The organism is Methylobacterium sp. FW306-05-D, assembly GCF_058782155.1.
Window position 1 is genome coordinate 11422 of the sequence record NZ_JBYSXL010000003.1, and the last position, 24307, is coordinate 35728.

17 protein-coding genes are annotated in these 24307 nt (G+C 67.0%); 9 read left to right on the plus strand and 8 right to left on the minus strand.

The genetic code is table 11. The features are described from left to right. The first annotated feature begins 257 nt into the window (after positions 1–257). The 8 genes from AC3WLN_RS02285 (at position 258) to AC3WLN_RS02320 (ending at position 8403) form a co-directional block, all read left to right on the plus strand. A complete protein-coding gene (locus AC3WLN_RS02285; RefSeq protein ID WP_492479279.1) occupies positions 258–1238 on the plus strand; it encodes an ABC transporter permease in 981 nt (326 codons plus the stop codon). Further along, positions 1235–2197 carry an ABC transporter permease gene (locus tag AC3WLN_RS02290; protein ID WP_492479281.1) on the plus strand — a complete coding sequence of 321 codons (963 nt, stop codon included), beginning with the start codon at positions 1235–1237 and terminating at the stop codon, positions 2195–2197. Before AC3WLN_RS02285 ends, AC3WLN_RS02290 begins: the two co-directional genes overlap by 4 nt. A gap of 24 nt (positions 2198–2221) precedes the next feature. Further along, on the plus strand, positions 2222–3205 hold the full coding sequence (locus AC3WLN_RS02295) for an ABC transporter ATP-binding protein (RefSeq protein ID WP_492479283.1): 984 nt from the start codon (positions 2222–2224) through the stop codon (positions 3203–3205). An 11-nt stretch (positions 3206–3216) separates the two neighbouring features. After that, positions 3217–4236, plus strand: coding sequence for an ABC transporter ATP-binding protein (locus AC3WLN_RS02300; protein WP_492479386.1), 1020 nt, complete (start codon positions 3217–3219; stop codon positions 4234–4236). A gap of 57 nt (positions 4237–4293) precedes the next feature. Then, positions 4294–5787 (plus strand): amidase, encoded by a 1494-nt coding sequence (locus AC3WLN_RS02305; protein WP_492479284.1) that lies wholly within the window; start codon positions 4294–4296, stop codon positions 5785–5787. A gap of 32 nt (positions 5788–5819) precedes the next feature. Next, entirely contained in the window at positions 5820–6713 is an 894-nt protein-coding gene (locus AC3WLN_RS02310; protein ID WP_492479285.1) for a polysaccharide deacetylase family protein, read from the plus strand. 92 nt (positions 6714–6805) lie between these two features. Further along, positions 6806–7552 carry a PIG-L deacetylase family protein gene (locus AC3WLN_RS02315; protein WP_492479286.1) on the plus strand — a complete coding sequence of 249 codons (747 nt, stop codon included), beginning with the start codon at positions 6806–6808 and terminating at the stop codon, positions 7550–7552. Continuing rightward, positions 7552–8403 carry a glycosyltransferase family 2 protein gene (locus AC3WLN_RS02320; protein WP_492479387.1) on the plus strand — a complete coding sequence of 284 codons (852 nt, stop codon included), beginning with the start codon at positions 7552–7554 and terminating at the stop codon, positions 8401–8403. Before AC3WLN_RS02315 ends, AC3WLN_RS02320 begins: the two co-directional genes overlap by 1 nt. Positions 8404–8414: 11 nt before the next feature. Here the strand turns inward: AC3WLN_RS02320 and AC3WLN_RS02325 are convergent, their stop codons facing one another. From AC3WLN_RS02325 to AC3WLN_RS02335, 3 genes are read right to left on the minus strand one after another with little or no spacing between them, the layout of a single operon-like run. Further along, a complete protein-coding gene (locus AC3WLN_RS02325; protein ID WP_492479288.1) occupies positions 8415–9473 on the minus strand; it encodes a glycosyltransferase in 1059 nt (352 codons plus the stop codon). Then, the gene (locus AC3WLN_RS02330; protein ID WP_492479289.1) at positions 9470–10582 is read right to left on the minus strand and encodes a glycosyltransferase family 2 protein; all 1113 of its coding nucleotides are present in this window, start codon (positions 10580–10582) and stop codon (positions 9470–9472) included. The genes AC3WLN_RS02325 and AC3WLN_RS02330 overlap by 4 nt, the downstream gene beginning before the upstream one ends. After that, entirely contained in the window at positions 10575–11657 is a 1083-nt protein-coding gene (locus AC3WLN_RS02335) for a glycosyltransferase family 4 protein (protein ID WP_492479291.1), read from the minus strand. The genes AC3WLN_RS02330 and AC3WLN_RS02335 overlap by 8 nt, the downstream gene beginning before the upstream one ends. An 856-nt stretch (positions 11658–12513) precedes the next feature. Between AC3WLN_RS02335 and AC3WLN_RS02340 the strand changes: the two genes are divergently transcribed. Next, positions 12514–13581 (plus strand): HD-GYP domain-containing protein, encoded by a 1068-nt coding sequence (locus AC3WLN_RS02340; protein WP_492479292.1) that lies wholly within the window; start codon positions 12514–12516, stop codon positions 13579–13581. A 68-nt stretch (positions 13582–13649) separates the two neighbouring features. Here the strand turns inward: AC3WLN_RS02340 and AC3WLN_RS02345 are convergent, their stop codons facing one another. The 5 genes from AC3WLN_RS02345 to gltB all read right to left on the minus strand — a co-directional run bounded on the left by AC3WLN_RS02345 (position 13650) and on the right by gltB (position 24293). Beyond that, entirely contained in the window at positions 13650–15032 is a 1383-nt protein-coding gene (locus tag AC3WLN_RS02345; protein ID WP_463775283.1) for a class II 3-deoxy-7-phosphoheptulonate synthase, read from the minus strand. A gap of 184 nt (positions 15033–15216) precedes the next feature. Beyond that, positions 15217–15522 (minus strand): RNA polymerase sigma factor region1.1 domain-containing protein, encoded by a 306-nt coding sequence (locus AC3WLN_RS02350; RefSeq protein ID WP_492479293.1) that lies wholly within the window; start codon positions 15520–15522, stop codon positions 15217–15219. Positions 15523–15586: 64 nt separating this feature from the next. Beyond that, complete coding sequence (locus tag AC3WLN_RS02355) at positions 15587–17890, minus strand: FdhF/YdeP family oxidoreductase (RefSeq protein ID WP_492479388.1); 2304 nt, start codon at positions 17888–17890, stop codon at positions 15587–15589. Positions 17891–18020: 130 nt separating this feature from the next. Further along, on the minus strand, positions 18021–19451 hold the full coding sequence (locus tag AC3WLN_RS02360; RefSeq protein WP_492479294.1) for a glutamate synthase subunit beta: 1431 nt from the start codon (positions 19449–19451) through the stop codon (positions 18021–18023). Positions 19452–19577: 126 nt separating this feature from the next. Then, positions 19578–24293 carry a glutamate synthase large subunit gene (gene gltB / locus AC3WLN_RS02365; protein WP_492479295.1) on the minus strand — a complete coding sequence of 1572 codons (4716 nt, stop codon included), beginning with the start codon at positions 24291–24293 and terminating at the stop codon, positions 19578–19580. Between the last annotated feature and the right edge of the window lie 14 nt (positions 24294–24307).

Genomic DNA, 24307 nt, shown 5'->3' on the forward strand with positions numbered 1-24307 from the left:
CCCCGCGTCTCCGCCCGGCGGGGACAGGGCGATCGCATCCGCTTGTGTGTCCGCCGAGATGGCTCGTGCAGCACCCTGTCATCCCGGGGCCGCACAGCGGAGCCCGGGATCCAGACACGAAGGTGGTGCAGGACTTTACACCGTCGGCGGTCCTGGATTCCGGGCTCGCCTGCGGCGCCCCGGAATGACGGCGCGCCACGTTCTGCGATCGCTCGGCGTGCCGGTCTTGGCGATGTGCACGACCGGATCGCCCGCCGATGATCGCCTTCGTCCTCCAGCGTCTGCTCCAGTCCGTCGCCGTGCTGTTCGCGGTCGGGCTGATTGCCTTCTCGATGTTCCGCTTCGCCGGCGATCCGGTGAACCAGATCGTGGGCGTCGACACGCCCTACGCGGAGCGCGTCGCCATCCGGAAGGACCTCGGCCTCGACGACGCGGTCGCGGTCCAGTTCCTGCGCTACGCCGGCAACGTGGCCCGCGGCGAGTTCGGCACCTCCTACCAGTTCCGCCAGCCGGTCTCGGCGCTGCTGGCCGAGCGCATGCCCGCCACCCTCGAACTCGCCCTCTGCGCCACGCTCTTCGCCCTCTCCGTCGGCATCCTGATGGGGGTCTACTGCGCCCTGCGGCGCGACACCTGGCTCGCCAAGGTCTTCCTTGCCATCTCCCTCGTCGGCATCAGCCTGCCGACCTTCCTGATCGGTATCCTGCTGATCTTCCTGTTCTCGGTGACGCTGGGCTGGCTGCCCTCCTTCGGGCGCGGCGACACCGTGCGGCTCGGCTGGTGGACCACCGGCTTCCTCACCGCCTCGGGCCTGCGCGCGCTGATCCTGCCCTCCGTCACCCTCGGGCTGTTCCAGATGACCCTGATCATGCGGCTGGTGCGCGCCGAGATGCTGGAGGTCCTGCGCACCGACTACATCCGCTTCGCCCGGGCGCGGGGGCTGACCACCCGCTCGATCCATCTCGGCCACGCCCTGAAGAACACCCTGGTCCCGGTCATCACCATCGCGGGGCTGCAGCTCGGCTCGGTCATCGCCTTCTCGATCATCACCGAGACGGTGTTCCAGTGGCCCGGCATGGGCCTGCTCTTCGTCCAGGCCGTGCAGAACGTCGATATCCCGATCATGGCGGCCTACCTGCTGCTGGTCGCCGCCATCTTCGTCGTCATCAACCTCGTGGTGGACGTGCTCTACACCATCGTCGATCCCCGCCTGCGCCTGTCCACGGGACGCGCCGCATGAGCGCTTCCGTGCAGGACGCTCCCCTCCTCCCGCCGGCGCCGGCCAAGCGCTCGATGCTCGCGCGCGTCCTCGATTCCGACGTCTATGCCAGCTTCCGAAGCTCGAAGCTCGCCATGGGCGCCTTCGCGGTGACGCTGGTCCTCGCCCTGCTGGCGCTGGCGGCCCCCTGGATCTCGCCGCAGAACCCCTACGACCCGGCCCAGCTCGAGCTCATCAACTCGAACCTGCCGCCGCTCTGGTACGCCGACGGCGTCGCCCCCTTCACCCTCGGCACCGACGACCAGGGCCGCGACGTGCTCTCGGCGGTGTTCTACGGCCTCCGGCTGTCCCTGGTGGTGGGCCTCCTCGGCGTCCTGGTCTCCGGCGCGCTCGGCATCCTGCTCGGGCTGGTGGCGGGCTATTTCGGCGGCTTCGTCGATACGCTGATCATGCGGATCGCCGACGTGCAGCTCACCTTCCCGGCGATCCTGATCGCCCTGGTGGTGGACGGCGTCGCCAAGGCGGCCCTGGGGAGCCAGATGGACACGAACGCCGCCATCGGCCTCATCGTGCTCTCGATCGGGCTGTCGTTCTGGGTGCAGTACGCCCGCACCGTGCGCTCCTCGGTGCTGGTGGAGAAGAACAAGGACTACGTCCAGGCCGGGCGGCTCATCGGCCTGTCCTCGCCGGTCATCATGGTCCGGCACGTCCTGCCCAACGTGCTCGGGCCGGTCTTCGTCATCGCCACCATCAACCTCGCGCTCGCCATCATCACCGAGGCGACGCTGTCGTTCCTGGGCACCGGCCTGCCCGACTCGATGCCGTCGCTGGGCACCCTGATCCGCACCGGCAACCGCTTCCTGTTCTCCGGCGAGTGGTGGATCGTCGCCTTCCCGGGCCTGGCGCTGGCCGGCCTCGTCCTGGCGATCAACCTCCTGGGCGACTGGCTGCGCGACGCCCTGAACCCGAAACTCCAGTGATCGCGCCGGCATGACACAGCTGCCATGACAGAGCCCGTCCTCTCGGTCCGCAACCTGCGCGTCGCCTTCGCGGGCCGCCGCGGCACCCTCACGGCCATCGACGACGTCTCCTTCGACATCGCCCGGGGCGAGATCCTCGGCGTCGTCGGCGAATCCGGGGCGGGCAAGTCCGTCACGGGCTCGGCGGTGATCGGCCTCATCGATCCGCCCGGCGCCATCGTTGGTGGGCAGATCCTGCTCCGGGGCGAGCGCATCGACACGCTGTCGCCGGAGGCCATGCGGCGCATCCGGGGCCGGCGCATCGGCATGATCTTCCAGGACCCGCTCACCAGCCTCAACCCGCTCTACCGCGTCGGCCGGCAGATCGTTGAGACCATCCGCACCCATACCGACCTCTCCGAGAAGGCGGCGCGCCGGCGCGCCATCGACCTCCTGGCGGAGGTCGGCATCCCGGCGCCGGAGCGGCGGATCGACGGCTATCCGCACGAATTCTCCGGCGGCATGCGCCAGCGCGTGGTGATCGCCCTGGCGCTCGCCGCCGAGCCCGAGCTCATCATCGCCGACGAGCCGACCACGGCCCTCGACGTCTCGGTCCAGGCCCAGATCATCGCGCTCCTGAAGCGCCTCGGCAGCGAGCGCGGCACCGCCGTGATGCTGGTGACCCACGACATGGGCGTGATCGCGGAGGCCGCCGACCGGGTGGCCGTGATGTATTCGGGCCGCATCGCCGAGATCGGCCCGGTGCGCGACGTCGTGCAGAGCCCGCTCCACCCCTACGCCAAGGGCCTGATGGGCGCGATCCCGACGCTCGCCCAGGAGACGGACCGCCTCGCCCAGATCCCGGGCGCGATGCCGCGCCTCTCGAACATCCCGAAGGGCTGCGCCTTCCACCCGCGCTGCCCCTCGGTCTTCGCCCGCTGTCTCGTCGAGCGGCCGGACCCGATCCCGGTCGGGGCGCACCGCGTCGCCTGCCACCTCTACGACCGCTCGGAAGCCTCCGCCGCATGAACGCGCCCGTGATGCCGCCGCCCGTGCCGGGGTCCCGCGCGGCGGACGCCCCCTACGTCGTCATCGAGGGCCTGCGCCGCACCTTCGACGTGTCGCGCCCCTGGCTCGCCCGGGTCATCGAGCGCCAGCCGCGGCAGATCCTGCGGGCGGTGGACGGCGTCAGCTTCGAGATCCGCCGGGGCGAGACCTTCGCGCTCGTCGGCGAATCGGGCTCGGGCAAGTCGACCGTCGCCCGCATGGTGGTCGGCCTGCTGCCGCCCAGCGCCGGGGACGTGCGCATCACCGGAATCTCGATGACCGACCCGCGCGAGGCCGCCGCCCGCCGCCGCCTGCGCCGCCGCATCCAGATGATCTTCCAGGACCCCTACGCGTCGATGAATCCGCGCTGGCGGGTCCGGCGGATCGTCGCCGAGCCGATCCGGGCCTTCAACCTGCTCCAGGGCGAGGTCGCCATCGCCCGCCGGGTCGGCGAACTCCTCGGCCTCGTCGGCCTGCATCCCGACGACGGGGTGAAGTACCCGCACGAATTCTCCGGCGGCCAGCGCCAGCGCATCGCCATCGCCCGCGCGCTCGCCTCGGAGGCGGAGTTCCTGGTGGGCGACGAGCCGACCTCGGCCCTCGACGTCTCGGTCCAGGCGCAGATCCTCAACCTGATGCGCGACCTGCAGGACCGCCTGGGGCTGACCTACCTGTTCATCAGCCACAACCTCGCCGTCGTCCGCCACATGGCGAACCGGATCGGGGTGATGTATCTGGGGCGCGTGGTCGAGATCGCAGACGGACGGGAACTCTTCCGTGCTCCGAAACATCCCTACACGCGCATGCTGCTCGATGCGGTTCCGGATATCGGGCTCACCGGGCGCAGGCGCATCCCCGTCTCGGGCGAGATCCCGAACCCCATCGATCCCCCCACGGGCTGCGCCTTCAACCCGCGCTGCCCCTTCGCGAACGAGCGCTGCCGCACCGAGGTGCCGGCCCTGGCCGAAGGCGTGGCCTGCCACGCCTTTCAGGAGCGGCGGCTGCCGGCCTGACGGCCGGTGGCACCCCGAAGGCCCGTGGCATGTGCGGGCGCGTTCCAGAGCCAGACCATGAACACAGACCCATCCATCAGCGCGGCCGATCCGGTGGCGGCCGCGGCGTCGGACGACGACATCCTCGGCCTCAGCGCCGTCGACCTGTCGGCCGCGATCCACGCCCGGCGCGTCTCCTGCGTCGAGGTCATGACCGCCTATCTCGATCAGATCGATCGCCTGAATCCGATCGTCAACGCCATCGTGGTCCTGCGCGACCGGAGCGAGCTCCTGGCCGCCGCCGAGGAGCGCGACGCACAGGCCGCGCGCGGCGAATTCCTCGGGCCGCTGCATGGCTTCCCCCACGCGGTGAAGGACATCGACGCGGTGAAGGGCCTGCCCTTCACGCAAGGGTCGCCGATCTTCCGCGATCGCATCGCCGCGGCCGATTCGATCATGGTCAAACGGCTGCGCAAGGCCGGCGCGATCTTCACCGGCCGCACCAACATGCCGGAATTCGGCCTCGGCTCGCAGACCTTCAACCCGGTCTACGGCGCCACCCGCAATGCCTACGATCCGAGCAAGACCTCCGGGGGCTCCAGCGGCGGCGCGGCGGTGGCGGTGGCCCTCCACATGCAGCCGGTGGCCGACGGCAGCGACCATGCCGGCTCCCTGCGCAACCCGCCCGCCTTCAACAACCTGTTCGGCCTGCGCACCGGCTACGGCCGCATCCCGATCGAGACCAAGGACGCCTTCACCCCCGGCCTCGGAGTCTCGGGTGGGATCGGGCGCTCCCCGGCCGATCTCGGCCTGCTGCTCTCGGTCCAGGCCGGCTACGACGCGCGGGTGCCCTACTCGAACACGCAGGACCCGGCCCTCTTCGCAGAGGACCTGAAGCGCGACTTCACCGGTGCCCGGATCGCCTGGTTCGATGATCTCGGGGGCTACCTGCCCTTCGAGCCGGGCGTGCTCGACCTCGACCGCAGCGCGCTTCCCGCCTTCGAGGCCCTGGGCGCCAAGGTGGAATGGGACCGCCCGCGCTTCGACATGGGCAAGGTCTGGCGCGACTGGCTCACCCTCCGGGCCTGGATGACCGCCTCCAGCCTGCGTCCGCTCTACGACGAGCCGGCCTACCGGGCCCTGCTCAAGCCGGAGGCGGTCTGGGAGGTGGAGCGCGGGCTCGCCCTCTCGGCGGACCAGGTCGCGGCCGCCCAGGAGGGGCGCACCGCCTGGTACGAGGCCGTGCGCCGCTTCCGGGAGCGCTACGACTTCCTGCTCATGCCCTCGGCGCAGGTCTTCCCCTTCGACATCGAGGAGCGCTGGCCCAAATCCGTCGGCGGCCGGGCGATGGACACCTATCACCGCTGGATGGAGGCGACGATTCCCGTCACCATGAGCGGGCTCCCCGCCCTCAACGTGCCTGCCGGCTTCGATCCGGCCGGGCGCCCCTCCGGCATCCAGATCGTCGGCCCCAACAACGGCGAGCGCGACTGCCTCCAGCTCGGCGCCGCCTACGACGCCGAGACCCGGTGGGTGACCCGGCGCCGGCCCGCGCTGCTCGACCCGACCTGATCCGTCTCCCCGATCCCTCTCCGAGCCCCCCGATGACCGATTCGCCCGCGCCGCAACACGGCCGCTACGCCTACAGCGCCCTGCCCGACCGGCCGGTCTACGACTGGCCCGGGGGCAAGCGCCTGGCGGTCTATCTCGGGCTCAACCTCGAGGGCTTCGATTTCGGGCGCGGCCTCGGCGCCGAGCTCGCGCCGGGCGGCCCGCAGCCGGACGTGCTGAACTACGCCTGGCGCGACTGGGGCAACCGGGTCGGCGCCTGGCGGATCAAGGACACCCTCGACGCCTTGGAGATGCCCGCGAGCGTGCTGGTCAACAGCCGTCTCTACGCGGACTGCCCCGGCCTGATCGAGGCGTTCCGGGCCCGCGGCGACGAGATCGTCGGGCACGGCCGCACCAACACCGAGCGCCAGGGCGACCGCTCGGAGGCCGAGGAGCGGGCCCTGATCGCCGAGGCCACCGCGATCCTGACCGCCCAGGAGGGGAAAGCCCCACAGGGCTGGCTCGGCCCGTGGATCTCTCAGAGCCACCGGACGCCGGACCTCCTGGCGGAAGCGGGCTACACCTACCTCCTCGACTGGTGCCACGACGACCAGCCGACCTGGTTCGCCACCCGCGACGGCGGCCGCATCCTGTCCGTGCCCTACCCGCAGGAACTCAACGACATCCCCGCCATCGTCGCCCGCAAGGAGACCGGGCAGCAATTCGCCGATGCCATCGTCGAGGCCTTCGACGAGATGCTGGAGCAGTCGCGCACCGCCCCCCTGGTCATGGGCATCGCCCTGCATCCCTACATCGTCGGCCAGCCGCAGCGCCTGCGCCCCTTGCGCCGGGCGCTCGCCCAGATCGCGGCCCGGCGCGACGCGATCTGGCTCACCACCGCCGGCGGCATCGCCGCCTTCGCCGCGGAGAGCGGCACCGCCCGGTAGCGGGCCGGCACCGGCCGACCGTTCAGACATCGATCAGACTGGCCCGGGTAGACAGGCGGCTCGCGTCCCCGACGACCCCCCCGAGTCCACCCATGCATGCCGACGCCTTCCTCGCCGCCGCCGAACGCCTGCCGGTCGGCGACCTCGACGCCCTGACCGACGGCAAGGGCCTCGTCGTCGTCGCCCCCCATCCGGACGACGAGAGTCTGGGTTGCGGCGGCCTGATGGCCGAGGCCCGCGCACGGGGTCGCGACGTCCGCGTCGTCATCGTCAGCGACGGCTGCGGCTCGCACACGCATTCGGCGCTCTATCCGCCGGCAAAACTGCGCGACCTGCGCGAAACGGAGACGGTATACGCCGTTGGTATCCTGGGCGTCCCGCCGGAGGCCGTGACCTTCCTCCGCCTGCCCGATGCCGGCGTCCCGAGCGCCGGCCCGGTCGCCGAGACCGCCGCCGCCCGGATCGCCGCCATCGCCCGCGACGCCGATGCCGGCGCCGTCTGCGTCACCTGGGGCCACGATCCCCATTGCGACCACCAGGCCGCCGCCGCCATCGTCCGCCTCGCGCGGGCCGATCTCGGCTCGATCCGGATTTTCGCTTATCCGGTCTGGGGTTGGACCCTGCCCGAGGGCACCGATGTCGGCCCCGCCCCGACCGGTCTGCGCCTCGACATCGGTGCCCACCGCGCCGCGAAGGCCGCCGCGATCGGCGCCCATCGCTCCCAGACCACCGACCTCATCTCCGACGATCCGACCGGCTTTCGCCTGGAGGCGGCGATGATCGACCGCTTCACCGGCCCCTACGAGATCTTCGTCGCCATGGATACGCCCGCCCCGTGATCGCCGACACCACCCTCATCACCCTCAACAAGGGCCGCGACGCCCATCTCGCGCGTCTGCTCGAAGGTGTCGCGCGTGGGCCGCATCCCGAGGCCTGCATCGTCGTCGAGATGGGCGCCGAGCCCGCGCCCCTGCCCGATCATGGCTTTCCGATCCGCCGCATCGTCCTCGACAGCACCGGGCTGCCGCTCGCGCGGGCCCGTAACGCCGGACGGCACGCCGCGACGACCGAGCGCCTCATCTTCCTCGACGTCGACTGCATCCCCTCGGCCGATCTCGTGCCGCGCCTCAGCGCCGATCTGACCGAGGCCGACGGGCTGATCTGCTGTGAAATCCGGTACTTACCAGCTGGTGCCGTCGCTGACGGCTGGACCGAGGCCGGGTTGCGCGCGGCCGGGCAGGCCCATCCCGTCCGCCACTTTCCAAGCCAGGGCCGGGTTCGGTCGGACAATCCGGGGCTGTTCTGGTCCCTGGCCTTCGGCGTCCGGGCGACGACCTTCGACCGCCTCGGCGGCTTCGATGAGGGATTCGACGGCTACGGCGCCGAGGACACCGACCTCGCCTTCCGCGCCGATGCCCTCGGCATCCCGGTTTTGTTCAGCGCCGGCGGCCAGGCCTTCCACCAGCACCACCTCTCCTGCGACCCGCCCCTGCAGCACTTTGCCGACATCGTCCGAAACGCGGCGCGCTTCCGCGACCGACACGGGCTTTGGCCGATGGACGGATGGCTCGATGCCTTCGCGGCGCGCGGTCTGGTCAATGCCGGGTGGCGGGACGATCTTCAGGTCCTGCGCCAGCCCGGCGCCGACGAAATTGCCATGACGCGGGTGCCCGCGGACCGGCCTTTCTGAGGCCTTGGCGCCTAGCGGCGCCGGGCATCGGCCCGGTCGGCCTGCTCGTCGATCAGGGCAGCCGTCGAGGCAATCACGCCCGGCCGCGCGAGGCTGCCGATCACGGCGGGATCGAGCCGAAGCCCCGCCGCGACGACGCTTGGCCACGCCGAGGGATGCGGCCAGGACTTGCACTCGATCGCCGCCCCCATCACCGCGAGCGCGCGAGCCTTCTCGACCTGCTCGTCGAAGGCCCGCGGTTCGGGCAAGCAGACGAAGCGCTTTCCGGCCCCTGCGACGGCCGACACGACCCCGTCGCCACACCCGCCGACCACCAGATCGGCTCGCGCGATGTGCGGCGCGGGGTCTGCGACCCAACCGTGCACGTGCAGATTGACCGGCGTCGGCGTACCGGAGCCCTCGACCGGGCCGACGACGTGCCAATGGCGATCGGGCACGGCCATCGCCGCAGCGGCGAGATCGGACAGCCGCCCCCCCGCGCCGCCGCGCCCAAAGATGACGAGGATCGTTCCATCCGCCGGCGGCGCATCCGGGGCGATGTCGGCCGTGAGGAGCCCGGCATAGGCCGTCTTGGCGCGCACCCAGTCCGGGGTCGCGGTCGCATCGAGTTCGGGGGGGAAGAAGGCGAGCAGACGCTCGGCGGCCCGGAACGCTTCGAGATGGGGAAGGTCGGTGCGCGCGCCGGCGAGGCGGACGACGAGGCTCGGCACCGACATCAGGCGCGCGAACAGGGCGATCTCCACCGAGACATCGACGACGAGCAGCGCCGGATCGGTCTCAGCGATCCATGCCGCGAGGCGACCCATCCGAGCGCGTACGTTGTCGGCGCCGACCGGCGCGTAGTGCAGACTGTGAGGCCGGTCCGCCGTCCCGTCCCGGCCGTCGAAGCCGGCGTCGATCCGATCGTCCGGCAAGTCGAGGACCGATCCAGACGCATCGCGGATATCGAACTCCGCGAGCGTCCCGATCAGCGTGACCGGGCGTTCGAGGGCCCGGGCGATCAGGCAGGCCCGCTGCCAATGGCCGGCGCCCTGGTGATGGACGTAGTACCCGATCGGACGCCGGCTCATGCGACCTGCGCGACGGGTACGGCCTGGCCTTCGGCGAGCATCGCATGCAGCCCGGCCAGAGCTTCGTCGAGCGGAATGGAGACGGCCAGCGGGATTCCTTCGCCGACCTGGGCTTCCACCCGCTCGATCAGGCCGATCGCATTGGGACACGTATCCAGGTCGATGGCCGCGAGATCGGATTCGGCGATGCCGAGGTCACGCAACGCGGGAGCGATGCCGGCCGGGTGCGCGAAGCATTGCCCCAACCTCCTGCGTCGCTCGATCAAGGCGCGCCAATGGGTCGCCGACGGAAGGTCGTAGCTTTCGAGACCCCCGGCGACGCGAGCGCGCCGCAGCATCTCGGTCGCCATCCCACCGGTCACACGGCCGGTGCCGCGATCGGAGACACCGATCGACACGTTCGGACAGTGGCGCACCCGCCCCCCGTGCCAGCGCACCCGTGCGACCAGAGCATTGTCCTCGCCGCATGCCAGCATCGGCAACCCGCCCACCCGACGATAGAGATCTGCCCGCAGGGCGAGGCTGGCCGCGACATGATCGCCGTGGCGCGGCGACGGGTCGTGGGCCGGAGGATCCAGCACCTCCTCGAGGCGGCGCACGGCGATCCAGTATTGCTCGATCCTCGCATGCAGGGCAGCGAGGCGTGGATCGCCGACCGCGCCATCGCCGTGGAGCACGAGGCGTCCGCCCACGAGTTCGGCATCCCGTAGCGCCCGGAGATTTGCCGTCACCCAATCCGTCGGCGCCACGGCGTCGGCGTCACTGCTGAGGAGGACGCCGTTCAGGACACCTTCCTCCTCCAGCCACGTCGCACCAGCGTCGAGGGCCCGGCGCCGAGCCGTACCCACGTGGGCGTCGGGCGGCGAGATCGTTGCCTCGATGATCCGCAGATCGAGACGCGGGATTTCCGCGTTCCGCTCCATCGTCTGCAACGATGCGACCGTGTCGTCGGTGCAGTTGTTGGCGACGACCACAACGCGCAAGCGCGCTTTGTCGCCTGCGCCTTCCTGGCGGTTCAGCGACCGGATCAGGCGCGGCAACGCCTCCGCCTCGTTGCGCGCGGGCACGCAAACAACGGCGCGACCGAGGGAGAGATCCGTCTCAGGCATTGCTGACAAGGGCGGTCGCCGCTGAACTCGCGGCACGCTGGAGTTCGAGGGCGTACAGCGCTTCGTACTGATCGGTCATCGTCTCGGCGTTGAACAGATGCTCTGCGCGGCGTCGACAATCGGCCCGCGAGAGACCGATGGCCTTTGTCACCGCGCGGCCAAGATCGGCGACGTCGTCCGCTTCCGCAAGAACGCCGCAGGATGCGTCCAGAATGTCGGGAATTGCTCCGCGCCGAAAGGCAGCCACAGGCGTTCCGCAGGCCAGGAACTCCGCGAGGACGAGACCGAACGGTTCCTCCCAGCGCGGCGTGCAGAGGGCCACGTGCGCTTCGCCGACCTGTTGCGCGAGGGCATCGTGCCCAAGATGCCCGAGATAGGTCACATCAGGACCGAGACGCGGGGCAATCTCGCTGTCCCAGTAGGCCGGGTTCGAGCGAGGTCCCGCGAACTTCAGCGGCAGGCCGGCGGCCCGAGCGGCGTCAATGGCGAGATGGGGACCTTTCTCGGGAACGAGGCGGCCCATCCAGATCGCGTGGGGCTTACCCTTGGGCTGATCCGCGTAGGCGAAGGCACCGAGATCGATGCCGTTGCCGATGACGTGCGGTTTGCCGATCAGGTTGTGCCATTCCCGGGCGAGCGATGGGGAGACGGCGGCAAAGGTCATGTCGCGCGCTCGCGCCCGCACGCCGCGGACGAACGGCTCGAAGGGGGGCGTGTGGAGAGCCGTCACCATTGGAACAGCGAGTTCGCCAGCCCGCACCAGTGGTAGGAAATGCAAGCTGTTGTTGTGAACGAAATCGTAGTTTCCCGCCGCGATCGCATCCATGATCCTGACATAGGCTGCGTGCTCCGCCGCATCGATGCGCGCCTCCGAAACGTCGTCGAAGGCGCATCCCGTGGGTGCACAGACAGTCGAAAGCCCGAAATCGCCGCCCGATCCCTCCGAAGCGTAGAGGGTTACATCATGCCCGCGAGCCTGGAGAGCGGAGGCGAGCAGGTGCGTGTGCATTTCCAGCCCACCGGAATAAGGCTGAGCGATCGGAAATTTGAGATGCGCGATGATGGCGATCTTCACAGGATGCAGGACACGAAGTTCGAGGGATCGAAGCGCCGGATTAACATCATCCGCGCCGTGACTTCCTGCACCGCGACGATGCCGGCAGGGATCACAAGGCCATCACGATCCCCAACGCCACGTGAACAAAGCGCGGGAATCGTATGTGGTGTACCACGGTAATCCCGAAAGGTCCGAAATCGCTCCAAGGAACAGTTCCACGATGATTCTCGGGTGTTCGGAGGCAGTCTTGGATAAATAATGATCTGCGAAAGCACTCGAATTCATCGAGGTATTTAGTCGATAATACCCTCACGTATCAAAGAGGTCAGGGCAAAATCGGAACAACAAAACCAACCCAATAAAGACTTGTCTAAAGCCTTATAGCAAGCAATTTTTCAATTTAATAAGGCTATATAAACCCGATTTTGAAAATTTATAAACTAAAACTCTAATATTTAAAAGCTCTAATAAATATATTTATACGTTTTTAATAGGAATATTGAAAAAATATATCTGTCAATGTACATAACTAATTGTGCGCTGGGGCGTTTTTAAGCAATAAGGATTTCTGTCCTTTTCAATGTTGCCGCAGGTCTTCCTGATGGAGGCGATCGAAATTTAGAATCTAAAAAGGATTTATCCTGCATATCCTTCGCGAAGCGAAGAGGCGGATCGATCGTCCGATGAAGCTGATTCTGATATTCGCAAGGGACAGAAATGCCGGAGCGAATCTCAATCCATGTCGTCTATCGTTCACCTATACCCCGATTGGAAAAATGAAAATATCTCTGATCAAGCAAATGGCATCGCTATGAAAAGAGTTTGTTTGTAATCTTTTTGTAGAATAAGCGTTTCTGGAGGAAGACCGGACGTCATGGCACAGGGGGCCATCTACCTGCTTACGGATCGCCCGGACCGTAGTGCAGCGTTGGAAACATTGATCAAAGCGATCGGACATTGCGAGGTCGTCGCGGCCGGCGATGACTGTCCTTCGGTCGTTCGGCCACGTGCCGTCGTATCCGATCTCACGCTGAGCCGACGGGAGTCGGTCAGTCGCCTGCGCAATTTTCTTCATTTCGGCAAGGCGACGGATATCCCTGTTGTCTGCCTGCTTCGGTCTACAACCGACCAAGACCTGCGCCATGCGCGCGATCTTGGCGCCACGATCTGTTTTCCGGCTTACACGGCCCCGCACCTCGTCGTTCAAGCACTCCGAGCGGAAATCAAAGCCGAGGAGCCGGACGCACTTTCACAGCCCGTCATCCGCAACGTCACGCGGGCAAAGGAGGTCCTCAGCGGCCTCTTCGATGGTGTGCGCGGCGGCGGTCCGGTCAACCTGAAACAAGTCGATGCGGGCCTCGATCCGATCCTCGCAGCCGTGAAGGAAGGCGGTCTGACGCGATGGCTCGAGACCGTATGGACCCACGATGACGCGACCTACCAGCATTGCCTGCTGGTGGCCGGCGTCGCTGCCCAGTTCGTCCTGCATCTCGGTTTTCGAATCGAGGATCGTGAGCATTTCGTGCGGGCCGCCTTGCTGCACGATGTGGGCAAGGCGCAAATCCCGTTGGAAATCCTGAACAAGCCCGGTCGGCTGGACGCCGACGAGTTGGTCATTATGCGGCGTCATCCGGTGATCGGCTACGATATCCTGCGCGACAGCGGCTGTGACGCAGCAACGCTCGGCGCCGTGCGCCATCACCATGAGATGCTGGATGGTTCGGGCTACCCGGATGGGCTGGTCGGTTCGGAGATCAGCGACACCGTACGCCTGCTCACGATCTGCGACATCTACGCCGCACTGACGGAGCGCCGGTCTTACAAGGCGCCGATGCCGGCCCGCGAGGCGCTGGCAATCCTTTCCGGGATGACCGGAAAGCTCGAAATGAGCCTCGTCCAGCATTTCGGCAATGCGATGCTGGGCCCGGAGGGCGCGAGCTGACACGAAGAAGCCGGGAATGTCCCGAGGGACATCCCGGCTCGAAGGGCGACGCCGGTCTACCTGGTATCCTACTCGGCAGCGTCCAAGCGCGGGCGCTCGATCGCCGAGCGTTCGCGTTTCACGAGTTCCGCCGTGAGGAATGCGACTTCCAAGGCCTGCTCCGCGTTCAGACGCGGATCGCAATAGGTGTGGTAACGATCGCGCAGGTCCTCGGCCGTCAAAGCCCGGGCGCCGCCCGTACATTCGGTGACGTCCTTGCCGGTCATCTCCAGATGGATACCGCCCGCGATGGTACCCTCTGCGCGATGGACCCCGAAGAACCCTTCGATCTCCTGCATCACCCGCTCGAACGGACGCGTCTTGAAGCCTCCGGCCGAGATCGTATTCCCGTGCATCGGATCACAGACCCATACGACCTTGCGGCCTTCGCGTTCGACGGCACGGATCAGGCCCGGCAGATGGTCGCCCACCTTATCGGCGCCGAACCGACAGATCAGGGTCAGGCGCCCAGCCTCGTTGGCCGGGTTGAGTTGATCCACGAGCCGGATCAGACCTTCCCCCGTCATCGACGGACCGCACTTCAGGCCGATCGGATTCCTGATCCCGCGGGCGTATTCCACATGGGCATGATCCGGCTGACGCGTGCGGTCGCCGATCCAAAGCATGTGGCCCGAAGTTGCGTACCAGTCGCCGCTCGTCGAATCGACGCGGGTGAGCGCCTCCTCGTAACCCAGAAGCAGGGCTTCGTGACTGGTGTAGAAATCCGTCGTGCGGACTTCCTGATGCGTCTCCGGATTGATGCCGATGGCCCGCATGAAGTCGAGTGTCTCGGTCATCCGCTCGGCGCAGTCCGCATAGCGCGAGGATTGCGGGGAATCCTTCACGAAGCCGAGCATCCAGCGGTGCGAATTCTCGAGGTTGGCATAACCGCCGGTGGCGAAGGCGCGCAGCAGATTGAGCGTCGCCGCCGATTGACGGTACGCTTCGAGCTGACGTCGCGGATCGGGCACTCGCGCCTCTTCCGTGAAGGTCAGTCCATTGACGATGTCGCCGCGGTAGCTCGGCAGCGTCACGCCCTCCAGTGTCTCGGTCGGCGAGGAGCGTGGCTTGGCGAACTGACCGGCGATGCGGCCGACCTTCACGACGGGTGAACCGCCCGCGAAGGTGAGAACCAGTGCCATCTGCAGGAAGACACGGAAGAAATCACGGATATTGTCGGCCGAATGCTCGTCGAAGCTCTCGGCGCAATCGCCTCCCTGCAGCAGGAATGCCTCGCCGGTGGAGACGCGGGCGAGTGCCGACTTCAGCTTGCGCGCCTCACCTGCAAAAACGAGGGGCGGGAAGCTCGCGAGCTGAGACTCGACCGATTCCAGGGCGGCGGCATCCGGATAGGCGGGCACCTGCTGGATCGGCAGGTTTCGCCAGGTCTTCGGTGTCCAACGCTCGGCCATGATCGTCTCCGTTCCGCCTTTCGGTCGGCTCCGCGGCATGGGAAAGCCCGCGGAAGAGCGCGGCTTATAGAGCGGTTCGTCGGCTGAGGCGAGAGAGAGACGGAAAGGAGCAGCCATACGTGCCACGCTCGGCCCACCGGATTGGCGACCTCGATGGTCAAACCCAAGTATAAGGAGAGCGCGTTCAATCGCCGGCCGGATCACCGCCCTCAATCGCGATGCCGTGCTCCGAGAGAATCCAGAAGATCGCTTCCAGGTCCTCGGCCGTTATATCCCGCGGTGGCAGTGCCTCCTCGAGATCCTCGTAGGTCAAGCGGCGTTGCCGCATCGCCTCGGCCTTGGCCAGGAGTACGTCGACCACTGTCCGCACATCGTCCGGGAGCTCGTCGTGCCGTGTGCTGCGATCGGCAGCGGCCGGACGCAACGCCTCGGCGAGCATCCGATCGATGATGATCTGACGGCGGTCATGGGCTTCATCGGAGCGTTCCATGGCCACCTTTATGGGTCGGCGCGGCCGGGCGTCGAGGGGATCGGCCCCGCAAAATCGTCAGGTATCAATCGGCGACTGCGATCGGCGTGCCTTTCCTGACGCGGACCGGGATCGCTTTGGCCGCCGGCGTCTTGGCCTGCTCGTCGTAGTGCCAGAGCGGAATCAGCGCGTTGAGCTCCGGGTAGTAGCCGCCGACGTTTCCTTCCGGGATGCCGTACTTGATCACGCGCAGTCCCTTCACCTCGCGCAGGAACTCGTCCTTGGCCTCGGCGGAAAGGTCGACGGTCTCGCCGTCTGCGAGGCCGAGGCGCTCCATGTCGTTGCCGTTCATGAAAAGGATCATCCGGGTACCTTTCACGCCCCGGAAGCGGTCGTCGTAGCCGTAAACGGTCGTATTGAATTGGTCGTTGGAACGTAGGGTGATCAGGTCGAGGACGTCGCGACTGTCGCTCCGCATGTCGGGATCGGCCTCCAGGCCCCCGGGGACGGTGAAGTTGGCCTTCCCGGTTTCCGTCTCCCACTTGCGGTTGCGGGCTGCGAGGGGCTTGTGCAGGCCACCGGGCTGGAACATCCGACCATTCAAGTCGTGAAACACATCCGGGTAGGTGGCCTCGATCGCGTGGCGGACCTGGGCGTAGTCGCCGACCCAACTGTCCCAATCGACTTTGGGGTTTGCGGGCAGCAGTGCCTTCGCGATCTCTGCGACGATCCAGGGCTCGGAGCGAACCTGATCGCTGACTGGCTTGGTCTGCCCACGCGAACCGTGAAAACAAGAGGTCGAATCCTCCATCGAGACCGCCTGTGGTCCGCTCGCCTGCTCGTCCACCTCGATTCGGCCGAGGCAGGGCAGGATGTACGACACTGCGCCGTGCACGAGGTGCGAACGGTTCAGTTTCGTGGAGATCTGCACCGTGAGGCGCAGGGACCGCCAAGCCTCTTCCATGCGGACGGTATCGGGAACGGCACGGATGAAATTTCCGCCGAGGCCGATGAAAGCCTTCACGTCGCGAGAGACGATACCTTCGCAAGCCTCGACCGTATTGAGGCCCTTCTCACGCGGCGGCTCGAAGCCGTAGAGGTCCTTGAGTTTATCGAGGGGTGCCAGTTCCGGCTTCTCCGTGATGCCGACGGTCCGTTGTCCCTGCACATTCGAATGCCCGCGCACGGGGCAGAGTCCGGCGCCGGGACGCCCGACGTTGCCGCGCAACAGCATCAGATTGACGAGCATCTGCACGCCCTCGGTGCCTCGCCGGTGCTGGGTCAGGCCCATGCCGTAGACCGCGATCACCGAACGGGCGCGCGCGTAGACCGTCGCCGCCGCTTCGAGCGCCTCTCGCGTCAGACCCGATCGGACCTCGATGTCCGCCCATTCCTGGGCATCGCAGAACGCGACGAATTTGCGGAAACCGTGGGTATGCTCGGCGATGAAGTCGACGTCGAGGATCCGCGGTCGCCCGACTTCCAGGGCCTCACGGTCGGCAGCGATCAGGACCTTACACATGCCGGTGATCGCAGCGAGGTCTCCACCCGCCTTCACCTGATGGTACTGGGTCGAGATCTCGGTCGACGTCCGCGTCAACATCTCGGTCGGCGACTGCGGATTGGTGAAGCGCTCGAGCCCCCGCTCCCGCAGCGGATTGAAGGTGATGATGGGTACGCGACGCTTCCGTGCCTCCTGCAGCGGGTGAAGCATACGTGGCGCGTTCGAGCCGACATTCTGGCCGAAGAAAAAGATCAGGTCCGTCGACTCGAAATCCTCAAGGATCGTCGTGCCGACCGGCGACCCGATCGAAGATTTCAGGCCGACCGAGGTTGGCTCATGGCACATGTTCGAGGAGTCGGGCAGGTTGTTGGTGCCGTGCATGCGCGCCATCAGCGCATACATGTACGACGTCTCCAGGGAAGCCCGGCCCGAGGTGTAATAGATCACGGAATTCGGTTCGAGAGCGCGCAGTTCGCGCCCGATCTCGGCGAATGCCTCTTCCCACGACACCGTCGCGTAGCGGTCGCTGTCCGGGTCATAGCGCAACGGATGAGTCAGTCGGCCCTTTTCCTCCAGGGCGTAGTCCGTCCAGCCGAGGAGCTCGGTGACCGTGTAGCGCTGGAAGAAATCCGGTCCGACGCGCTTGGCGGTTTGTTCCCAGATCGTCGCCTTGGCGCCGTTCTCGCAATACTCGAAGGTGTTGGGCTTTGCTGGCTTCGACCAGGCGCAGGAGGTGCACATGAAGCCGTCGGGCTTGTTCTGCTTCATCAGCAGCGCCGCCCCCGAGACCGGGATCTGCTCCCGCGTCAGGATCTCAGCCAAGGAGCCTGCCGAACCCCAGCCGCCCGCAGGGCCGTCATAGGGTTCGATCTTTGGTTCGGCCATCGGCTCGGTCATGTGTGTGTCCCGACATCTACGGTGTCAGGACAGCAATGATGCGCGGAGCCGCGGTGTTCCGGACTGCGACCGCGGGACAGCCGCAGTCCGGTTCACAGGGTCGAATTTGATCCTTGCCTCAGCGCGGCAGGATGCTCGCGCCCATCAGGGCCTCGTCGATGGACCGCGCGGCCTGCCGCCCCTCGCGGATGGCCCAGACCACGAGGGACTGGCCACGACGCATGTCGCCGGCAGCGTAGATCTTCTCGTTCGACGTCCGGTAATCGAGTTCGTTGGCAGTGACGTTGCCGCGCTTGTCCATGACAACGCCGGATTCCTCCAATAGGCCCTTGCGGACCGAGCCGGCAAAGCCGATCGCAAGGAACACGAGGTCGGCGGGCAGCGTGAACTCGCCGCCCGGAATCGGCTGGCGCTTCTCGTCGACGCGGGTGCAGACCACGCCGGTCAGCTTGCCCTTCTTGCCCTCAAGGCGAAGGGTCGCGGCCTGGAACTCGCGCTCGGCACCCTCGGCCTGGCTGGAGGAGGTCCGCATCTTGGTCGGCCAGTACGGCCAGACCGAGAGCTTGTCCTCGCGCTCCGGCGGGCGCGGGCGGATGTCGAGTTGCGTCACCGACAGGGCGCCCTGGCGGAAGGAGGTCCCGACACAATCCGAGGCGGTGTCGCCGCCGCCAATGACCACCACGTTCTTGGCTGTAGCCAGGATCGGCGCCTCGCCGTTGCCCGGCATCGGCTCGGCGCCGACCCGACGGTTCGACTGCACGAGGAACGGCATGGCGTAGTGCACGCCCTCCAGATCCTGCCCGGGCAGTTGCGGGTTGCGCGGGTCCTCGGCGCCACCGGCGAACAGCACGGCGTGGAACTCGGCAATCAGTTCGTCGAGGGGTTTGTTCACGCCGACATTGACGCCGTAATGGAAATGGACGCCCTCGGCTTCCATCTGCTTCACGCGCCGGTCGATGTGGCGCTTCTCCATCTTGAAGTCGGGGATGCCGTAGCGAAGCAGGCCTCCGGCCTTCGGCTCGCGCTCGAACACGTGGACCTCGTGGCCGACGCGGGCGAGCTGCTGCGCGGCAGCCAGGCCCGCCGGTCCGGAGCCGATCACCGCGACCTTCTTGCCGGTCTTGTGCTCGGCCGGCTCGGGCTTGACCCAGCCGTTGTTCCAGGCCCGGTCCGCGATGGCCTGCTCGATGGTCTTGATAGCCACCGGCTGGTTCTCGAGATTCAGAGTGCAGGCCTCCTCGCAGGGTGCGGGGCAGATGCGGCCGGTGAATTCCGGAAAGTTGTTGGTGGAGTGCAGGTTGCGCGCGGCCTCCTGCCAGTCCGACTGGTAGACGAGTTCGTTCCAGTCCGGGATCTGGTTGTGGACCGGGCAGCCGGTATCGCCGTGGCAGAACGGAATGCCGCAATCCATGCAGCGGGCTGCCTGCTTCTTCAGGTCATGCTCGTCGAGCGGCAGCGTGAACTCGCGGAAGTGCCGCACGCGATCGGCGGCAAGCTGATACTTCTGCTCCTGCCGGTCGAATTCGAGGAAGCCCGTGACCTTGCCCATCGTCTGATCGTCTTTCGCGAGTCTGTCTGATCCGTCGCGCGGATGGCGGCCGGATCGGCCTGTTCCGCTCTCGTCCACCGGACCGGCATCCGCGCCGATCCGCCACTTCCGTCAGTGTCGCAGGCCTTATTCGGCCGCCACCGGCATCCGCGCCATCTCCATCTCCCGCAGGGCCCGGCGGTACTCCACCGGCATCACCTTGACGAATTTGGTGCGGTAACCGGCCCAGTCGTCGAGGATCGCCTTGGCACGCGGGGAACCCGTATACTTCAGGTGATTGGTGATGAGTTGCGACAGACGCTCCTCGTCATGGCCCGACATGTCGGCGAGGATGTCGACCCGGCCCTTGGTCTCCAGGTCTCCGTCCTGGTGGAAGCGACGCATCAGGTCGTCCTCCTCCTCGACGGGTTCGAGATCGACCATGGAGAGGTTGCAGCGGGCCGAGAACGAGCCGTCCTCGTCGAGCACGTAGGCGATGCCGCCCGACATGCCGGCCGCGAAATTGCGTCCGGTCTCGCCGATCGATACGACGACGCCGCCGGTCATGTACTCGCAGCCATGGTCGCCCATGCCCTCGACCACCGCGATGGCGCCGGAATTGCGCACGGCGAAGCGCTCGCCGGCGGAACCACGGATGTAGGCCTCGCCCGCGATCGCCCCGTACAGCACGGTGTTGCCGGCCATGATCGTATGCGATCCAGGAGCCTTGAGGGCGTCGGACGGGCGGATGATCAGCTTGCCGCCCGAGAGACCCTTGCCGACGTAGTCGTTGGCATGGCCCGTGAGCGCCAGGGTGACGCCCGCCGCCAGCCAGGCGCCGAAGCTCTGGCCGGCGGTGCCGGAGAGTTCGACCCGGATGGTGTCGTCAGGCAGACCCTCGTGGCCGTAGCGCTTGGCCACGGCCCCGGACAGCATGGCGCCCGCCGTGCGGTCCGAGTTCCGGATCACGTCCTGGAGCACCACCGGTTCTCCGCCATCGAGGGCCGACTGCGCTCCGGCAATCAGGCGACGGTCGAGGACCGTGTCGATCGGATGCTGCTGCTTCTCGGTGTGGCGGATCGCGACGTGCTCGGGCACCTCCGGGCGGTGGAACAGCTTCGAGAAGTCGAGGCCCCGCGCCTTCCAATGATTGATCACCTCCAAGGTATCGAGGAAGTCGGCCCGGCCGATGAGATCCTCGAGCTTGGTGTAGCCCATGGACGCCATCAGTTCGCGCAGCTCCTCGGCCACGAAGAAGAAGTAGTTGATCACGTGCTCGGGCGTGCCCTTGAAGCGCTTGCGCAGGACGGGGTCCTGCGTCGCCACGCCCACCGGGCAAGTGTTCAGGTGGCACTTGCGCATCATGATGCAGCCGGCCGCGATCAGCGGCGCGGTGGAGAAACCGAACTGGTCGGCACCGAGCAGGGCCGCGATCAGCACGTCACGACCGGTCCGGATGCCGCCATCCGCCTGGAGCACGACGCGCCCGCGCAGGTGGCTGAGAACCAAGGTCTGCTGGGTCTCGGCCAGCCCGGTCTCCCAGGGACCGCCCGCATGCTTGATCGAGGTCAGCGGCGCGGCACCGGTACCGCCGTCGAAGCCCGAGATCGTGATGTGGTCAGCCCGTGCCTTAGCCACTCCGGTCGCCACCGTGCCGACGCCGACCTCGGACACGAGCTTCACCGAAACGTCGGCCTCGGGATTCACGTTCTTGAGGTCGAAGATCAGCTGCGCCAGATCCTCGATCGAGTAGATGTCGTGATGCGGCGGCGGCGAGATCAGGCCGACGCCGGGGGTGGCGTAGCGGACCTTGGCGATCTTGGCGTCGACCTTGTGGCCGGGCAGCTGGCCGCCTTCGCCCGGCTTGGCGCCCTGCGCCACCTTGATCTGCATCATGTCCGAATTGACGAGGTACTCCGTCGTCACGCCGAAGCGCCCCGAGGCGACCTGCTTGATGGCCGAGCGGCGCGAGCGCCCGTCCGCCATCGGCTTGAAGCGCTCGACCTCCTCGCCGCCCTCGCCCGAGTTCGAGCGGCCGCCGAACGAGTTGACCGCGATGGCCAGCGTCTCGTGCGCTTCCTTCGAGATGGAGCCGTAGGACATGGCGCCCGTGGCGAAGCGCTTGACGATATCGGCGGCCGGCTCGACGGACTCGATATCCACCGGTGCCCGGCCGAGTTCGGCCGCCTGCTTGATCCGGAACAGGCCGCGGATGGTCTTGAGGTGGTTCTCCTGCTCGTTCACCAGCCGCGCATATTCACGGTAGCGGTCGGGCAGGCCGAGGCGCACGGCGTGCTGCAGCGTCGCGACCGAATCCGGCGTCCAGGTGTGGCTCTCGCCGCGCAGCCGATAGGCGTACTCGCCCCCGACATCGAGGCTGGTCCGGTAGATCGGCGAGTCGCCGAACGCGTCGGCGTGACGCCGTGCGGTCTCTTGCGCCACCTCGGCCATGCCGATGCCTTCGATCGTCGTCGCCGTGCCGAAGAAATCGCGTTCGACGAAGGACGAGTTCAGGCCGATCGCGTCGAAGATCTGCGCACCGCAATAGGACTGGTAGGTCGAGATGCCCATCTTGGACATGACCTTCAGCAGGCCCTTATCGATCGACTTAATGTAGCGGTAGACGATTTCGTCCGGCGTGAGGTCCGGGGGGAATTCGTCCTTCATCGCGATCAAAGTCTCGAAGGCGAGGTAGGGGTTGATGGCCTCTGCGCCATAGCCGGCCAGACAGGCGAAGTGGTGCACTTCGCGCGGCTCACCGGATTCGACCACGAGACCGACCGAGGTGCGAAGACCCTTGCGGATCAGGTAGTTGTGCACGGCGGCGGTCGCCAGCAGGGCCGGGATCGCAATGCGATCCGGGCCGACGCCGCGGTCCGACAGGATGATGATGTTGTAGCCACCGCGCACCGCGACCTCGGCCCGATCGCACAGGCGATCGACCGCGCCCTCCATGGCCGCGGCACCCGTCTCGGCCGGGAAGGTCATGTCGAGCGTCTTGGTGTCGAAGCGATCCTCGAAATGGGAAATCGAGCGGATCTTCTCGAGATCGCCGTTGGTCAGGATCGGCTGACGGACCTCCAAGCGCTTCTTGCGCGACGCGCCCTCCATGTCGAGCAGGTTCGGGCGCGGGCCGATGAACGAGACCAGGCTCATCACGGCCTCCTCGCGGATCGGGTCGATCGGCGGGTTCGTAACCTGCGCGAAGTTCTGTTTGAAATAGGAGTACAGGGACTTCGGCTTGTCCGACAGCGCCGAGAGCGGCGTGTCGGTACCCATGGAGCCGACCGCTTCCTGGCCGGTGACGGCCATCGGCGCCATCAGCAGCTTAAGGTCTTCCTGGCTGTAACCGAAGGCCTGCTGGCGATCGAGGAGCGACACGTCCGAGCGTGAAGCCCGCGGGATCACGGGCTTCAGATCCTCCAGCACGATCTGGGTGTTCTTGACCCATTCGGCATAGGGATGCGCGGCGGCGAGCTCGCTCTTGATCTCCTCGTCGGAGACGATCCGCCCCTTCTCCAGGTCGATGAGCAGCATGCGGCCCGGCTGGAGGCGCCAGGATTCGACGATCTTCTCGTCGGGGATCGGCAGCACGCCCATCTCGGAGGCGAGCACCACGAGGCCGTCGTCGGTGACGAGGTAGCGCGCGGGGCGCAGGCCGTTGCGGTCGAGGGTCGCGCCGATCTGACGGCCGTCGGTGAAGCAGACGGCGGCCGGGCCGTCCCACGGCTCCATCAGGGCAGCGTGATACTCGTAGAAGGCGCGGCGCTCCTCACTCATCAGCGGGTTGCCGGCCCAGGCCTCGGGGATGAGCATCATCATCGCGTGGGCGAGCGAGTAGCCGCCCTGCACGAGGAACTCGAGGGCGTTGTCGAAGCAGGCGGTGTCGGACTGGCCCTCGTAGGAGATCGGCCAGAGCTTCGAGATGTCGTTGCCGAACAGCTCCGAATCGACGCTCGCCTGACGGGCCGCCATCCAGTTGACGTTGCCGCGCAGGGTATTGATCTCGCCGTTATGTGCCACCATCCGGTAGGGATGCGACAGGCGCCAGGTCGGGAACGTGTTGGTGGCGAATCGCTGGTGCACGAGAGCGAGCCCGGAGACGAAGCGCTCGTCCTGCAGGTCGCGGTAGTAGTCGCCGAGCTGGTCGACCAGCACCATGCCCTTGTAGACGATGGTCCGGGTCGAGAGCGAAACCGGATAGTAGGTGCTCGCGCGCTCGTCCTTCAGGCCGTAGACCTTGTTCGAGATCACCTTCCGGGCGGTGAACAGGCGCCGTTCGAAGGCGTCCTCGTCGGCCACCGTGGCGGGACGGCCGATGAAGATCTGCCGGTGGCAGGGCTCGGTCTCCCTGACCATCACCCCGAGATCGCTCGCGTCGACGGGCACATCGCGCCAGCCGAGGAAGGGCAGGCCCTCGTCGGCGAGAGCCTTCTCGACGATCTCCTCCACGAGTCCGCGCGCCTCGGCGTCCTTCGGCATGAAGAACTGGCCGACGCCGTAATGCCCGGGCTCCGGCAGGGTGATGCCGAGGGCCTCGCACTCGGCTTTGAAAAAGGCATGCGGGATCTGGACGAGGATACCGCAGCCGTCGCCCATCTTCGGATCGGCCCCGACCGCGCCGCGATGGTCGAGATTCTTCAGGATCTGAAGACCCTGCTGCACGATGGCGTGGGTACGGCGGTCATGCATGTCCGCGACGAAGCCGACACCGCAAGCGTCGCTTTCGCGGGCCGGGTCGTACAGGCCCTGGGCCTTCGGCATGGCCGCATCGCGCACGATCATCGGCGCGGTGCCGTCGCGAGTGGCGGGAATCGACGCCTGAAGCGCCCCGAACTCAGAAGATGCGACCACGTCCACCATCTTTCGCCTCCGAC